Source organism: Pseudomonas furukawaii, assembly GCF_002355475.1.
Classification (GTDB): domain Bacteria; phylum Pseudomonadota; class Gammaproteobacteria; order Pseudomonadales; family Pseudomonadaceae; genus Metapseudomonas; species Metapseudomonas furukawaii.
This window is the reverse complement of sequence record NZ_AP014862.1, coordinates 1,505,215-1,521,160: the sequence shown is the minus strand read 5'-3', so window position 1 is coordinate 1,521,160 and position 15,946 is coordinate 1,505,215. Positions and strand designations below refer to the sequence as shown.

Genomic DNA, 15,946 nt, shown 5'->3' with positions numbered 1-15,946 from the left:
AGAAGATGAACCGTGCTGCCCCCCAAGACCTTCCAACCGCTGCTTACAGGCCCGGCTGAACGGGTACCCGCCCTCTGCCCCGACGAAGAGGAAGGTCTTCGTCGAGTCATGCGCGCCTATCGCGGGGAACCCTATTGTCTGGTTAGCAAGTGGGTCATTGTCGAGCTAGATGTCGAGCAGGCGATTATCGACAAACTTCACCTGGACGGCCTGCATCCGTGCGTGCTCTTCGCAAGGCGTGTGATCTATGACAGCAGAGGGCGTTACAGCCGGGAAAACTACGTTCTCACGAGTCCACTCAAGTGGCTGGACGAATGCTACTTCGTTACACAGAACACGGTTTACGTTCTTATTGGCGGTGGGGAGCGTCAACGATGTAAATATAACCATCTAATAGGAAAACCCCATCCCGCAACTAATTCTCAGCCATGAGAGACGCTTTCAAAGCACTCTCGAGCGCACTTAATGCAAACGTCCTGAAAGCCTCAATGAGATCAAGTATCTTTCGCTCCGAAAGAATGGAAAGCTCTGGCCTGGACTCCCTCAATATGCGAGCCAACTCCTCGCCCGCCATTTTCGGAAACTGCCCTATTGCTGAAAAAATCGCAGCATGGGCTTCTTCCGCTTGAGATGCCGTCTCATACAATCGTCTTTTCTCAACAGTTGAGAGATCCATCAGCTTGCACTGATCTATTACAGCTTGAGCCCGGCGCTTATTTTGGCGATCACCAATAGCCTCAAAAAGATAGTCTTCATGAATAATGAAATGCTCGCTGTATCGGTGAACGTATGGATGAACCCATAGATAATCTGAGCTCTTAAGAGGATACGGACAGCTTCCAGTTACAGCTATTTGTAAGACCGGGTGATCACCCTTGTTCTTGTTGCAGCGCTTGCAGGCTGCGACTAGGTTCATTCGCTCATAAGTAAATCGAGCCATCCCCTCTATAGCCTTAGCCACGACATGGTCTATTTCATTCCGACCGATATCCTCAGATATTAGTCTTCTACAATAGGCACATGTAAAATTCTGAAGCTCAAGCAAATCTTTTCTTAGCTTTTTTCGAAGCGCCGCGAGAGTTTTCTTATTCCATTCGGTATGTTTTCCTTTAAAGTACTTGTCGATCGTCTTCTGGTCTTCCTCTGACCAAGACTCCGGCAGGAGCACATCAAAAGTCTCGTTGGTCATGAATTCATTTGACCAGGCGATTAAGGCTGAGGTACAACGCGCGCAGAGAATCCTCCTCTGGCAAGCCTTCAACAATTGGCTTTAATACTTCCAATTTGTGGCGAAGCTTTGTTTTTTTTCCATGCAACCCCGAGGCAACCAACTTTAGAATCTCTTCCAATTGATCTACAAGCTCTGGAGACCGAGTACTGACAAGAGAAAATTTCTCTTCAAGCACATCATTTGACTGCCAGCCGACAGGTACATCAGAAATCTCAGAAACCAATTTCCCATTGTTATCTTTTCTGAGAATTAATAGGTCAAACTCTCCGGATCCTGCAGTCCCCACAATCAATGGGGAGTGTGTCGCGAGAAACACATGACAGCCAGCACACTCACTCATGGCCTCCATTAGATCGCCCATATACTCTCTTTGCCAACGGGGATGTAATGCACTCTCTGGCTCATCTATAAGAATGAGGGAATTGTCCTTCGCTCGCAAAGCCAGTGTTGCCAACGTAGAAAAAAGGCCCCATTGCCCCGCACTGAATCCTTCCACTGCACCATCAGCAGAACTTCCCTTCTTAGATGGAGGCCTAAGATTAACAAGTCCATATTTATAACCTACTTGGATGGCCTCCAATTCGTAATCATTACACTCAACACCACCAGAAATATCTATGGATAAACTTAGAGCAGTGGAACTGGAGCGACCTCCCAGCGTATCCACCAAGAAATTGACCTTACCGATTTCCTCTGCAGGGATTTCAGATAGCCGATGAACTCCATCGCGCGTCCTGAGGTCTCCTCTCAACATGGAAAATACAGGCTGAACTTCCATATGATAATGCAAAGGAACCCCAGTCTTCCCCGACAGCTTACGAATAAAGCTTGATACCTTTATACTTGGCGAGCTGTTTTGCAGGGCGGCCGCTGCAAGAGCCTGGAGGCTCTGGTTTCGGCTAACAATATTTTGATTGTGCCTTGGCCCAATATATTCATAGTTTTCGGCCGAGTATCTCCCATCAACTCGGGAGTCACCACTGCGCTTCTTAGTTGGGAAGCGATCGTTAGGAATTGCTGATATGGCTATTACCTGAGAGGGTTCTCCAACTTTGTAAGAAAAAGCGGAAGGATATCGTTGCCTGCGTTTTTGCTCAGGATCAACAATTGAGTCATCAAGAATTGCGCGAAGGAGCGTGCTTTTCCGCGTCCCGTTCTCGCCTAGAAGAATGGTGACTCGATTGGCGTCAAAATCCCCTTCAGGGAGAGAAACCTCTCCTTCTCCACCTGGAATCTTAAAACTTAAAACCCTCACGCAGCCTCCGGCCAAAACAGGAACTTTAAATATATCTAGGAAACTTTACCGACCATCATCTCAGAAGTTACGTCATCTTATTTTCAAGGTCAGTTCAGTGCATGCAGAAATGATTAGCTTAACGATAAATGGCAAAAACCAGCCTCGCTCAGCGGGCCCATTGAGGTGGGGCGCGTCCTCTGCCGTGACGAAGACGAAGGACTTCGACGGTATTATAGTGCCTTGCATGGACAATACTCTTAACCGAAAATGGCTAATCCGGAAAACTCCTAAGAACTACCCGACGTCCATCTTTAAACATATACTCAACATGCAAGCCTTTCCTACCTACAATTACAGCAAGCAATGGCCTCTGATCAACTCTGCTCTTCGCAAGCTTTCTCCACTCATGAATATCAGTCCCTGAGGGTCTGGGATAGTCCTCTGGATGAGTATGCCACTCTCCAAGGTATCTCACCTCTCCTCCACTTCGCTTCCAACGAAGCGAAGCAATCACTTGATGAAGGTAAGGCGTCCTTTCAAATAGGTAGCGAAATCGACGATCCTTTCGAGTAGGCGTTGTTGCCTCCAATATCTCGAGGTGCGGGCCTCTCACATTACCGAGAAGTATGCCGCCGGACTCCGGATCCGATTCCCCCACCTGTGCGTACCTTAGGACGAGTTCAAGTGCAGCCGGATGTATGTAGACCAGTTTTTGTAAATCTGAGGAGGCCCAGTTGGTCAGGTGCAACATGCAGGACAACCAATTTTCACTAGGGGCGAGCAATCATCAGTGGAAAGAGTGAAGTTGGGATCTGTAACCCTTGTCCTCAAGGACGGGAGAGTCCAGCCCCCAACCCAATCAAGAATAGCCTCCGCCGATAAGCATGCCGCTTGAACAGAGACTGTTGCAGGGAATGGGACATAAAGCCCCTCGCAGCCATGTCCGGCGAAAATCTCGCCAAAATCTTCAGATACGGAGACGAAATGCCGATCCTTGTTGTAATCACATAGACAGCGATAACAAGCGCCTATGCCAGGTAGTTTAAATAGCGTCCTGACGGCCGCCCCACGACCTTCAATCCACACATTAAGGATGGGAACAACCTTGTGGTATTGAGCCGCGATCCAATAACCGACTGCCTCATCGCCAGTTGCATCAATTAGCAAATCTAGTTCAGGCAACCGTACATCGCGGACATCAAGCGGCACCCCCTCAATGCCAGCGGATGGCATAGCCTTAGAAAGCTCATCCGCTAGCGCAATAGCTTTAGGCCGATAGAGATGGGTAAAGCCCAAGCGATGGCGCCCTAAGTTTTGTGGGCCAAACTCGTCAGGATCAATCAGGGTGAGCTTTCCACCTGCTAACCCAGCACCTGCCTTGACTAGAAGCTCGGCCAAATAACCACCAATAGTACCGCAGCCGACGATGCCGATTTTTAGCCCAGATAGATTCTTGACTCCGGGAATATTACGCTCTACCAGATAACGATCGTCAATTCTAAAGGTTGCGACCGGCGTGATTTTCAATTCATAAAGATACTGGAAGCCGTTCGCGGCCTTTCGAAGTGCCCTTCGCTCTTCCAGATCTGGAAATTTGACTATTAAACCATACTTGTATAATGGCGAACTTATAACAAACAAGCACGCTCCAAATTCTGAGCGATAAGCCGCCGCCACACGCCTCAGTAATTTTTTTGGAACATTCTTATCGAGCTGATACTGCCAATTGACGAAATCTCCGAGTGTCTTAGGCGGCCATGAATCCTGTGATGGCCTAGGTCTAGCACTCGTAGAGATAGAGTGAATGATGAAGTTTTCTTGAGTAAACTCATCGCGAAGCAGTGATAGCTTTTTACTGGTTCTCGCAAGATCGTCAGTGAGGAATATTTCAAATGTTCTGCCAGAGCGCTCACTCTCGCCGCTGGAGAACACTTGAAGCTCGCCCGTCTCTAAGCGATCCGTATCAATATAGCAGTAAGCCCCCCACCAGTACGCGAAAAACTCCTCAGCCAAATCATCAATTAACTCCCCCCTCATTATCTCGCCCAACACCTGCTCCGCACGTTGGATAAATGCAAGCGTCTGCTCAATTGGGTTGAAGATATCGAAAACATATGTGCCGGTGGCCGCATAACACAGCTCACCACCAGAACCCAGATGTGGCGCTACAGGCAATAGCTTTGGGGGAATTTCAAGCAATGTCACCCGAGGAATGCGTCTAAACTCCCGATCGATCGCTATTGAACAGGCGACAGGCCCGTCATTTGTCCTTAGTGCTCCCGTTAGCACTAAGTTCCCCCCGACCTTCTGACGCAGAGTCCGAGAAAAGCCTAAAGGCTTTAGCCTCTCGAGGAGCTCAGGAATGAGTTCTTCATCTGACGGTTCAGCCATAATGATAACTAGCCAGCCTTGGTAGTTTTCACGAGCTCACGTGGCCCGGCCTCAGCTGGAACGGCTTGAACAGCTGCTGCTACCGTGCTGACTAGCACCAGATCCGCCCGATTAGGGAAACGATCTCCAAGCATGGAGCGAACCCAAGTACAGGCCTGCTGCTTATCAGTGCCGAAAATTGCCCCACTGAGATGGTTATGAAACGCCTCGAACTGCCTAGCGATTTCTTCGATTTCCTCAGCTGCAAGACTGGCAGTTAGATAAACCTCAGAGTCAATCGGGCTTAGCACTCCTTCTCGCAGAACATTCGGCAGTTTCTCCAAAACATCTTTGAGTGCTAGGTCATCACGCTTGTCGCGCTTCTCGAATATCGGCGCGGTCGCCGCCATGAGCAGGATCGAACTCGGCCCCCCCTTCGTCCACACCTTGTCACGAAACGCCTTCAAATAGCGCACGACTCGGCGCAACTGCTCGCCACGATCGGCAATTTCCTGAACAAACCAGTCCTTCATGGCCCGAGGGTCGGACTTGATCCAGTTCTCCTCACGGTGGGCAAGCAGCACATGATCAGACGGCAATGCAGCCCAATGATCCTTCGCAGAGTCCGTGGCAGCATTGAATACACGTCCCTCGAACGACTCATTTGCGGCCTTCAGCAGCATGAATTCGTCGTCAGGGATCGCGTACAGCGGAATGTCGATGTGTGCGAAGGGAGAAATTTCCAGTCGAATGCACGTAGGTTTCGCGGAGAGCGTCCATTTCTTGTCTGCTGCAAGCGGCTTCAGCGCAGCCTCGGTAGCTTCAAAAAATAGAGCGCTCGCTACGCTAGGGCGGCGGTGCTCTTTCATGATGCTCATCGGCAGATAAACACCATCGTCTAGATCTGACTGCTGCGGCGGCGTCGTGCAGGGCCGGTTCAGCGTCCTGTAGGCCCAAGAACCCTGGATGTAGAACTTAGGCTCAACACTTACCGCTTCCAGGCCGTTTTGAGCCAGAACATCAGCAATGCTCGCTTTCAGTCTCTCACGAAGGGCTGCCCGAATCTCATTCTTGGCATCAGAGATGTACGTCTTTTCCCCCTCCGTGAGATCAAGCTCAGCAAGGAAGTTGGGTTGATCCAGCTTGGTGTAGAACAGCGCACTCAAATTCAGCATGCAACCTCCCCGCAGAAGCTTGGGACAGACATGTTTAGAGGATTGATCAACAGCCAGCGTGCGTCCTTGCCAGCGGCCATGGGGACACAATGCCACCATACTACATATGACGCAAAGACTTCTAATAAAACACTAGATATTGTGTTTGTGACAAAATAATTCTGATTCCACTAGACTGCCTTCTGCTCTCGCCAGTGGTGAAGGCCATCTGCCCGCAGAAGGATTTGGAGGCGTGTCGAGCCTCGAGAGACAGAGCAGGATTGCTCCTCTCGCATGACCGTGGCCAAACACCATTGACGGTCACGCTAGCGCCGGAAATCCTCTGACGTCGCTGACAGTAGTTGGGTTGACCTCTGGGCTTTCAAGGCTTCTTACGAAAAAAAGATACCTTTCCTGCGGTATTCATCCCCTCATTCCATTTCCGATCTGTCCAGTAGGTACCTTCCATAGTCACTCCACCAGGGTCATCAGAAATCGTTACCCGACCCGCACCATTGTGCCTTGAACTGTCCGTGGACTCAGGATCGTCAGTATCATTCTCATAGATGTAGTTCAATTGAACAGTTGAGTCCTGTTCATCCCTGCTAACACTGACACAAACAGTTTTCGATCTTGAGTATTTTGTTGTAGATTTGAAATTAATACGAACAAATAGAAGGCGAGAAACAATCCTCACTTCACCTTCTACACGAGAATTCCCCACCCCTTCTGGAATTCCCTTCATCTCTCTGATCTTATCCCAATTAGACTCAAGAACCGCAGTCCACTTGCCATCTATAGGGGGGAACACCTTCCGCACGATGGGAAGCCTACACAGCAAGGGGAACAACGGAGTTTGACCAACTAGCAAAAAAAATAAGCCTGCACCAGAAATAGAAGACAAGCACAGCTTAATAAACTCAAAAATAGTGAAGTTATCTTTAAAATTCAAAAGCATAATAATAAAAATTATGAAAGCGACGACCCCAAACGCCGTAAACAGGCTAAAAAGCCTAACAGACTGATACATCCCCAGCCCCTTCGATAGTCAAAGCCAACAAAATTTATAACAGAAAAACCTGGAGAGCTGAAGGTGATCACCTTTTGCAGCAAAAAAATGAGATCTATCGACTGAGCAAAGCGCTGCGCAAAGCTCAGTTGGTTGCAACCCTTAATATTGACGGCAATGCAACTTTTCGACCCTCACGAGTGACTGAGCAGGATCATGGCAATTTTCGGTTTTCTAGATCGATACATCGAAAACCACACGGTAGATCACCAGTTCGCCATTCCACTTGGATGCAAATGGATGCGAAGACCTAGTCCTTGTGACTTGAAGGTACCGAGGGATGTGGTGCGTGAGGAAGGATGTGTGGCGTCCCCTGCTGGAGTCGAACCAGCATCTAGCCCTTAGGAGGGGCTTGTTCTATCCATTAAACTAAGAGGACATCGAGCGCTATATCTTACGTAATACCAAGCACTTAGGAAAGGCTACACCTTTCCCCGCGCCCAGTGCATCCCACCATTCGGATCCCAACCTCAAAGCGGAAGGACTGCAAATCTCAACAGGAGACTGCATCCTCCCCCAGATAAGAACCACCAACCTTCCCCTTAGGAGGGGGATGCTCTATCCAATTGAGCTACTGGGACGCGGCGACCTCGCCGGGCGGCGAGGTCGTGAGGACGGGCGGCATGTTAGCGACGTTCGCGGCGTTTGTCATGCCATCCCGACGGACTCAGAACACACCCAGGCTGTGGAGGAAGACCACGAGGATGCAGAGCGGCGTGACGTAGCGCAGCACCTGCCACCAGAGACGGAACAACGCCGGGCTGGCGATGCCCACGCCCTCCTCCACCCTGGCCTTGCCCAGGACCCAGCCGCAGAACACTACGGTGAGCAGGCCGCCGATGGGCATCAGCAGGTTGGCGGTGAGGTAGTCCAGGGCGTCGAAGAAGGTCTTGCCGAACAGGCTGTACTCCGCCCAGTGGTTGAAGGAGAACACCGAGCCCAGTCCCAGCACCCAGAGGCCCAGGCCGCTCACCAGGACCGCCTTGATCCGCCCCATGCCGAAGCGCTCGGTGAGCCAGGCGATGGTGGGTTCGCTGAGGGAGATGGCGGAGGTCAGGGCGGCGATGGCCAGCATCACGAAGAACAGCCCGCCCACCAGGCTGCCCAGGGGCATCTGGCCGAAGGCGATGGGCAGGGTGACGAAGATCAGACCGGGCCCGGAGCCGGGCTCCAGCCCGTTGGCGAATACCAGCGGGAAGATCGCCAGCCCCGCCAGCAGGGCCACGCTGGTGTCGGCGATGGCCACCATAATCGAGGTGCGGGCGATGGAGGTTCCGGCGGGCAGGTAGGAGCCGTAGACCATCATCGCGCCGCTCGCGAGGCTGAGGGTGAAGAAGGAATGGCCCAGGGCGATGAGCACGCTCTGGCCGGTGAGCTTGCTGAAGTCGAAATCGAAGAGGAAGTGGACGGCGGCGCCAAAGTGCCCGGTGGTGGTGGCGTAGCCGACCAGCACCAGCAGGAGCAGGAACAACCCCGGCATGAGGAACCGCAGGGAGCGTTCCAGGCCTTTCTGCACCCCCAGGGCGACGATCAGGAGGGTGGCGAGGAGCACGCCGGTGCCATAGGCCAGGAGCTTGAGCGGATTGGCCAGCAGGCCGCTGAACAAGGCCTCGCTCGCCTTGCCGTCGAGACCGGCGAATCGCCCGGCCAGGGCGTCCGGGATATAGGCCACGGCCCAGCCCGCCACCAGGGTGTAGAAGCTGAGGATGAGGAAGCCGGTGAGCACCGCCATGCTGCCCAGGCGTCGCCAGTGCCGCCCGGCAGCGGCGTCCAGGGCCGCCAGGTTCATGGCCTGCTCCGGGTTGGCGCGGGCACGTCGGCCCAGCATCACTTCCAGCATCAGCAGGGGGATGCCGATCAGCAGGATGCAACCCAGGTAGACGAGGACGAAGGCGCCACCACCGTTCTCGCCGGTGATGTAGGGAAACTTCCAGATGTTCCCCAGCCCCACGGCGGAGCCGGTGGCGGCGAGGAAGAACGCCCAGCGCGACGACCATTGTCCACGGGCTGCATTGGGTCGAGAGGCATCACCGGCCAGGCCGGATACGAGGCTTTCTTGGGTCATGGGGGCATACCGTCTTGTTGTTGTAGTGAGGTACGGGCGGACCCGCCGGCTATTCGCGGCAGGCCCACCGGGAACTGCGGTCAGGCGCGGCCGTAACGCTCCTCGGCGATGCGGTCGGCCACGGCGGTGGTGGTGCGGCCCTCGGCGTCGGCGCGGACGAAGATTTCCCGCAGCGTCTCGCCGATGCCTTCCACGTGCTGACGCAGTTCGGCTTCGCTGCCGCCGCTGCGCTCGTACCAGACGTCGATGATGCCGCCGGCGTTGATGGCGTAGTCCGGCGCGTAGAGGGTGCCGCGACGGCGCAGTTCCTCGGCGAGAACGGCATCCGCCAGCTGGTTGTTGGCGGCACCGGCGATGATGGGCGCGCGCAGGGCTTCGAGGGTCTGCGGGTTGATGATGCCGCCCATGGCGCAGGGGGCGAAGACGTCGACGTCGAGGCCGTAGATGTCATTGGCGCCGACGGCGGTCGCGCCCAGTTGCTCGACCGCGCGGCGCACGTTGGCTTCATGGATGTCGCTGACCCAGAGCTGGGCGCCGGCGTCCTTGAGGTGACGCGCCAGGCAGAAGCCCACCTCGCCGACCCCCTGGATGGCCACCTTGAGGCCACTGAGATCGTCGCGCCCCAGGCGGTGCTTCACCGCCACGCGGATTCCGACGAAGGTGCCGTAGGCAGTGGACGGCGAAGGGTTGCCGTCACGCACGCTGCCGTCCAGGGCCTCGCGGGTGCCGGCGCCGGCCACGTGGCGGCTGCGCTCGGCCATGATGCGCATCTCGGTGACGCCGGTGCCGGAGTCGGCGGCGGTGATGTAGCGCCCGCCGAGGCTGTCGACGAAATCGCCCATGGCCTGGAACAGCGCTTCGCTCTTGTCCCGGTGGGGATCGCCGATGATCACCGCCTTGCCGCCGCCCAGGGGCAGGTTGGCCAGGGCGGACTTGTAGGTCATGCCACGGGACAGGCGCAGCACGTCGCGCAGGGCCTGCTCGTCGTTCAGGTAGGGCCACATGCGGCAGCCGCCGAGGGCCGGGCCCAGGTTGCTGTTGTGGATGGCGATGATGGCCTTGAGGCCGCTGGCCTTGTCGTGGCCGTAGACGACCTGCTCGTGGTGATCGAACTCGACGTGGGTGAAGACGGACATGGAGTACCTCTGATTCGGGGTTGGCGTATTTCGAGTCGAGATGACCCTCTCCCCCGCCCCTCTCCCACACGCGGGAGAAGAGGGGAAGTCCGGGAGAGGGGCTTCTGGGGTCAGGCGGCCGGGTCGAACAGGTGCAGGACCTGGATCTCGCTGGCGGTGAGGCGGGCGCGCAGTTGCTGCTCCTGCTGGCGGACCTTGGCCAGGGCGCGCTCCTTCACCGGGCCGTAGCCACGGATCTGTTCGGGCAGCTCGGCCAGGGCCACGGCGGCGGCGTAGTTGCCGGGGCGCAGCTCCTTGATGATCAGCTCCACCTGGGCCTCGTACTCCTCGATCAACTGGCGCTCGAGCTTGCGCTCGTGGCTGTAGCCGAAGGGGTCGAGGGCGCTGCCGCGCAGGAAGCGGAAGCGGGCGAGGACGTCGAAGGCCTTGAGCATCCAGGGGCCGAAGCGGCGCTTGCGCGGCTCGCCGGTGGCGGCATCGGGCTTGGCCAGCCAGGACGGGGCGAGGTGGAATTCGAGGGTGAAGTCGCCCTCGAACTGCGCGTCCAGCTGCTTGCGGAAGCTGGCGTCGCTGTAGAGCCGGGCGACCTCGTACTCGTCCTTGTAGGCCAGGAGCTTGGCGTAGTAACGGGCCACCGCGCGGGTCAGGGCCTTGTCTTCGCCGCTGTCAGCCTGGCGTACGCGCTCCACCAGGGCGCGGTAGCGCTCGGCGTAGGCGGCGTCCTGGTAGGCGCGCAGGTGCTCGGCGCGGTACTGGACGATCTCTTCCAGGGTTTCGCAGCGCGGCGCTTCGATCTCCGCCGGGCGCGCGAGCTTTTCGACCGCGGCCAGGTCGTGGGCGGCGCGGCGGCCCCAGAGGAAGGCCTGCTGGTTGAGGGCGACGGCGACGCCGTTGAGTTCGATGGCCTTGTCGATGGCTTCGGCGGAGATGGGCACCAGGCCCTTCTGGTAGGCGTAGCCGAGCATGAACAGGTTGGTGGCGATGCTGTCGCCCAGCAGGCGGGTGGCCAGGCGGGTGGCATCGACGAAGTGGGTCTTCGCCTCGCCCACCGCTTCCAGCAGGGCCTCGCGCATGGCGGCGCCGGGCACCTGGGCGTCGGGGTTGCGGGTGAACTCGGCAGTGGCGGCTTCATGGCTGTTGACCACGGCGTGGGCGATGCGGTCGTTGAGCTTGGCGAGCGCCTCCTCGCTGGCGGAAACCACCAGGTCGCAACCCAGCAGCAGGTCGGTCTCACCGGCGGCGATGCGCACGGCGTAGATGTCATCCTGCCTGGCGGCAATGCGGATGTGGGTGACGACCGGGCCGAACTTCTGCGCCAGACCTGCCTGGTCGAGCACGGTGCAGCCCTTGCCTTCGATGTGGGCGGCCATGCCCAGCAGGGCGCCGACGGTGGTAACGCCGCTGCCGCCGACGCCGGGCAGGAGGATGTTCCAGGGACGCGCCAGGCTCGGCTGGCGGGGCTCCGGCAGGGCCACGAAGAGCGCCTTGGCGCCGGCGGCCTCGGGTTTGCGCAGGCTGCCGCCGTGGACGGTGACGAAGCTCGGGCAGAAGCCTTCGACGCAGGAGAAGTCCTTGTTGCAGGCGTTCTGGTCGATCTGCCGCTTGCGGCCCAGTTCGGTTTCCAGGGGCAGCACGGAAAGGCAGTTGGATTTGACGCTGCAATCGCCACAGCCTTCGCACACCGCGGGGTTGATGAAGGCGCGCTTGGCCGGGTCGACCAGCTTGCCGCGCTTGCGGCGGCGGCGCTTCTCGGTGGCGCAGGTCTGGTCGTAGATGATGACCGAGACGCCCTTGAACTCGCGCAGTTCGCGCTGCACGGCGTCCAGCTCGCGACGGTGGTGGAAGGTCACGATGGGGGCGAAGGTGGCGCGGGTGGGGTACTTCTCCGGCTCGTCGGTGACCAGGGCGATGCGCTTGACGCCTTCGGCATAGACCTGGTGACTGAGCTGGTCGACACGCAGTTCGCCATCGATGGGCTGGCCACCGGTCATGGCCACGGCGTCGTTGTAGAGGATCTTGTAGGTGATGTTGACGCCGGCGGCGACGGCGGCGCGCAGGGCCAGCTGGCCGGAGTGGAAGTAGGTGCCGTCACCCAGGTTCTGGAAGATGTGCGGGGTGTCGGTGAAGGGGGCCTGGCCGATCCAGGTGGCGCCCTCCCCGCCCATTTGGGTGAAGGTATCGGTGTTGCGGTCCATCCACTGGGTCATGTAGTGGCAACCGATGCCGCCCTGGGCGCGGCTGCCTTCGGGCAGCTTGGTGGAGGTGTTGTGCGGGCAGCCGGAGCAGAAGTGCGGGGTGCGCACGGTGGTGTGCTTGGGCGCGGCGAGGGCCTTTTCCTTGGCGGCGAGGAAGGCCAGGCGCGATTCGATCTGCTCGCTGGTATAGATGGGCGCGAGGCGCTTGGCGATGACGCGGGCGATCATCGCCGGGGTCAGTTCGCTGAGGTTGGGCAGCAGGGAGTTGCCCTGCTCGTCGAATTCGCCGACGACGCGCGGGCGCTTGTCCACAGGCCAGTTGTAGAGCTGGCCGGTGAGCTGGTCCTCGATGATGCTGCGCTTCTCTTCCACCACGAGGATCTCGTCCAGGCCCTGGGCGAATTCGTGGACGGAAACGGGCTCCAGGGGCCAGCTCATGCCGACCTTGAGCACCCGCAGGCCGACCTTGGCGCAGAGTTCATCATCCATGCCCAGGTCGTTGAGGGCCTGGCGCACGTCCAGGTAGGACTTGCCGGTGGTGATGATGCCGAGGCGCGGGTTGGGCGAGTCGAGCTTGACCTGGTTGAGGTTGTTGGCCAGGGCGAAGGCGCGGGCGGCGTAGATCTTGTACATGTTCAGGCGCTTTTCCTGCGCCAGGGGCGGGTCCGGCCAGCGGATGTGCACGCCGTCTTCGGGCAGGACGAAGTCCTCGGGGATCTTCACCTCGACCCGCAGCGGGTCCACGTCCACCACGGCGGAGGAGTCGACGTTCTCGGCGATGGTCTTCAGGGCCACCCAGCAACCGCTGTAGCGGGAGAGTTCCCAACCGATGATGCCGTAGTCGAGGATTTCCTGGACGTTGGCGGGGTTCAGCACCGGGATGGAGGCGGCGATGAAGGCATGCTCGCTCTGGTTGGCGATGCTGGAGGATTTGCAGCCGTGGTCGTCACCCGCCAGCAGCAGGACGCCGCCATGGGGGGAGACGCCGGCGGAGTTGCCGTGTTTGAAGACGTCGCCGCAGCGGTCCACGCCAGGACCCTTGCCGTACCACATGGAGAACACGCCATCGTAGCGGGCACCGGGAAACAGGCTGGTCTGCTGGCTGCCCCAGACAGCGGTGGCGGCCAGTTCTTCGTTGACGCCGGGCTGGAAGTGGATGTGGTTGTCCTTGAGGAAGGTCTTGGCTTCCCAGAGGCTCTTGTCGAGGTTGCCGAGGGGCGAACCCCGATAGCCGGAGATGAAGCAGGCGGTGTTCAGGCCGTGGGCCTTGTCCCGCTGCTTCTGCAGCATCGGCAGGCGGGTCAGGGCCTGGGTGCCGGTCAGATAGAGGTGACCGGTTTCGAGGCGGTATTTGTCATCCAGGCGGATCTCGGCCAGAGACATGCGGGCGCTCCTTTTGTTTTTATGGCGACCTCGATGGCAATGGTAGCTGCCATCTGTTGTTCAGTCCGGCGCGGGATCACCGCGTGGACGCATGCCAAGAAGATGACTGATCAGTACTGATTTTTTCTTTCTATTTTTGGGCTCTGGCGCCAGACTTGCGCATGATCCTTCCAACAAGAACAAGATTTCGGACTGAATCATGCAGACCCCACTAAGCCCCATCGATCGGAAGATCCTCCGCCTGCTGCAACACGATGCCGACCTGTCCGCCGCCGAGGTGGCGGAAAAGGTGGAGCTCTCCCAGTCACCCTGCTGGCGGCGCATCCACCGGATGCAGGAAGAGGGGCTGATCGAACGCAAGGTGGCACTGCTCAACCCGCGCAAGCTGGGCTTCTCCATGACGGTATTCGTCAACGTGAAGCTGTCCGCCCACGGCCGCAACAACCTCACGGAGTTCGAGGAGGCCATCGTCGGTTATCCCGAGGTGCTGGAGTGCTACACCATGGCCGGCGGCTCGGATTACCTGCTGAAGGTGGTGGCCAAGGACATCGCCGGCTACGAACGCTTCCTGCGGGACCACCTGCTGCAGCGGCCCCATGTGCAGGAGGCGCACTCGAACATCGCCATGAGCGAAGTCAAGCGCACCACGGAACTGCCGCTGGACTGAGGCTCAGGCGGAGTCCGGCAGGGGGTGGGGACGGTGTTCCTCGATGAGCCGCAGCAGCCGCTGGCAGGTCTCGGAGAGGGAACCGGAGTTGTCCAGATGACAGAGGTCGTCGTTCTCACCGGCCAGCAGGGTGTCGGCGAATCCGGCGTTGCGCGCCAGACGGGCCTCGATTTCCTCCGCCGACTCACGGCCCCGGGCGTGCAGGCGATGACGAAGCACCGCGTCATCCACACTCAGCAGAACGGCGAGCAGGTGCGGATAGCGTCGCCGGGCTTCCGGCAGGTAGCCACGGGATCCGTTGACCAGGACATCGTCACCGGCCGCCAGCCAGTCGTCGACCTGCCGGGGGATGCCATAGGACAGACCGTTGGCGTACCAGCTCATGGCGAAGTCGCCCTGGGCTTCGCGCCGGGCGAACTCGTCGGCGCTGATGGACTCGGCGGCTTCACCCCGAGCCTCGGCGGAACGGGTGATGACCCGACGTGCCACACGGCAACCATGTTCAGCGGCGGTCTCGCGCACGGCATCGAGCAAGCTGTCCTTGCCTGAGCCGGAAGGGCCTATGAGATAAATCAGCCTGCCTTTCATCTCTGTACCTGATGGGAGCGGTGTGAAGGGAAATGGCGGTACCGGTGAGAAAGTCTGAACGGGATTGGTGACAGCGAAAAGGGATTCTTTTGCGCCACGCGCGGTCAGACAACAGCGGCTACCATGAAGATGATGGCTAGACAGCATCATCGTGCCGGTATTTCGGACGCCGACGGATATTCAGGCGACAGCGTGAGTTCCTACAGTTCTGCAGGAATTTACCCAAGTGATCAGTCAGTCCCAATTCGGATAATTGGTGCTGGCAAGACGCCGCTACAATGATCACAATGTGACACCAAATTGACGTCAAGGAACCGTTTTACTGACCCGAGGGTCATACCGTTTCGAATCGTGGTGCGGGTTGAACAAATTGCTGCCAAGCACAGTCAAACCGGTGACAATCTTGCAGCTCATTGCCAGCATCGCTTTCCTGAACTAACCGGTTGAATGTATGCGCCCTATGAAACAGGCTATCTACTCCAGTCGCACGGCTGACAAATTTGTCGTTCGCCTCCCCGAGGGCATGCGCGAACGTATCGCTGTAGTGGCTCGCAACCACCATCGCAGCATGAACTCAGAGATCATCGCCCGGCTTGAGCAGAGCATGCTCCAGGAGGGCGCGCTGGATGAAGGCATTTCCATGCGTCTGGACAGCCCGGAACTCTCCCTGCATGAACGCGAACTGCTGCAGCGCTTCCGCCAGTTGTCCCGCCGCCAGCAGAACGCGCTGGTGGCACTGATCGCCCACGATGCCGAGCTGGCGGCCGAAGAATCCTGACCCGCTCGCCTCGAATGAAGAAACCGGCAGTCGCCGGTTTTTTCATGCCCGCAGGAATGACAAAGCCGCCCAA

Annotated in this window: 13 protein-coding genes and 1 tRNA gene; 3 read left to right on the top strand and 11 right to left on the bottom strand. The window is 57.9% G+C overall.

What is annotated here, in order from left to right; translation table 11 throughout:
- Positions 1-12 precede the first annotated feature (12 nt).
- The gene (locus KF707C_RS30080; protein ID WP_394296138.1) at positions 13-432 is read left to right on the top strand and encodes a DUF6957 family protein; all 420 of its coding nucleotides are present in this window, start codon (positions 13-15) and stop codon (positions 430-432) included.
- On the opposite strand, the gene KF707C_RS07040 is transcribed toward KF707C_RS30080, so the two are convergent.
- The 10 genes from KF707C_RS07040 to KF707C_RS07000 form a co-directional block, all read right to left on the bottom strand.
- The gene (locus tag KF707C_RS07040; RefSeq protein ID WP_081608119.1) at positions 416-1,189 is read right to left on the bottom strand and encodes an HNH endonuclease; all 774 of its coding nucleotides are present in this window, start codon (positions 1,187-1,189) and stop codon (positions 416-418) included. The two genes, KF707C_RS30080 and KF707C_RS07040, sit on opposite strands and share 17 nt — an antisense overlap.
- Positions 1,190-1,193: 4 nt before the next feature.
- Entirely contained in the window at positions 1,194-2,486 is a 1,293-nt protein-coding gene (locus tag KF707C_RS28990; protein ID WP_003455136.1) for an ATP-binding protein, read from the bottom strand.
- 253 nt (positions 2,487-2,739) lie between these two features.
- Positions 2,740-3,219 (bottom strand): Mov34/MPN/PAD-1 family protein, encoded by a 480-nt coding sequence (locus KF707C_RS07030; protein WP_081608121.1) that lies wholly within the window; start codon positions 3,217-3,219, stop codon positions 2,740-2,742.
- On the bottom strand, positions 3,207-4,859 hold the full coding sequence (locus KF707C_RS07025; RefSeq protein WP_003455137.1) for a ThiF family adenylyltransferase: 1,653 nt from the start codon (positions 4,857-4,859) through the stop codon (positions 3,207-3,209). The genes KF707C_RS07030 and KF707C_RS07025 overlap by 13 nt, the downstream gene beginning before the upstream one ends.
- 8 nt (positions 4,860-4,867) lie before the next feature.
- Positions 4,868-6,013: a CBASS cGAMP synthase gene (locus KF707C_RS07020; protein WP_036993697.1), complete on the bottom strand. Its 1,146-nt coding sequence runs from the start codon at positions 6,011-6,013 to the stop codon at positions 4,868-4,870.
- Between the two features lie 361 nt (positions 6,014-6,374).
- Positions 6,375-7,022, bottom strand: a complete 648-nt coding sequence (locus tag KF707C_RS28985; protein ID WP_131679697.1) for a Cap15 family cyclic dinucleotide receptor domain-containing protein — start codon at positions 7,020-7,022, stop codon at positions 6,375-6,377.
- A 343-nt stretch (positions 7,023-7,365) separates the two neighbouring features.
- A tRNA-Arg gene (locus KF707C_RS07015) sits at positions 7,366-7,440 on the bottom strand.
- A gap of 288 nt (positions 7,441-7,728) precedes the next feature.
- The gene (locus KF707C_RS07010; RefSeq protein ID WP_003455138.1) at positions 7,729-9,126 is read right to left on the bottom strand and encodes a sodium-dependent transporter; all 1,398 of its coding nucleotides are present in this window, start codon (positions 9,124-9,126) and stop codon (positions 7,729-7,731) included.
- A gap of 80 nt (positions 9,127-9,206) precedes the next feature.
- The gene (locus KF707C_RS07005) at positions 9,207-10,262 is read right to left on the bottom strand and encodes a Glu/Leu/Phe/Val dehydrogenase dimerization domain-containing protein (RefSeq protein WP_003455139.1); all 1,056 of its coding nucleotides are present in this window, start codon (positions 10,260-10,262) and stop codon (positions 9,207-9,209) included.
- A 110-nt stretch (positions 10,263-10,372) separates the two neighbouring features.
- On the bottom strand, positions 10,373-13,840 hold the full coding sequence (locus KF707C_RS07000) for an indolepyruvate ferredoxin oxidoreductase family protein (protein WP_003455140.1): 3,468 nt from the start codon (positions 13,838-13,840) through the stop codon (positions 10,373-10,375).
- Positions 13,841-14,039: 199 nt separating this feature from the next.
- On the opposite strand from KF707C_RS07000, the gene KF707C_RS06995 reads away from it, so the two are divergent.
- A complete protein-coding gene (locus tag KF707C_RS06995) occupies positions 14,040-14,507 on the top strand; it encodes an Lrp/AsnC family transcriptional regulator (protein WP_003455141.1) in 468 nt (155 codons plus the stop codon).
- A 3-nt stretch (positions 14,508-14,510) separates the two neighbouring features.
- Here the strand turns inward: KF707C_RS06995 and phnN are convergent, their stop codons facing one another.
- Positions 14,511-15,095, bottom strand: coding sequence for a phosphonate metabolism protein/1,5-bisphosphokinase (PRPP-forming) PhnN (phnN, locus tag KF707C_RS06990; RefSeq protein ID WP_003455142.1), 585 nt, complete (start codon positions 15,093-15,095; stop codon positions 14,511-14,513).
- A 451-nt stretch (positions 15,096-15,546) separates the two neighbouring features.
- Between phnN and KF707C_RS06985 the strand changes: the two genes are divergently transcribed.
- Positions 15,547-15,873 (top strand): Arc family DNA-binding protein, encoded by a 327-nt coding sequence (locus KF707C_RS06985; protein WP_036993700.1) that lies wholly within the window; start codon positions 15,547-15,549, stop codon positions 15,871-15,873.
- Positions 15,874-15,946 lie beyond the last annotated feature (73 nt).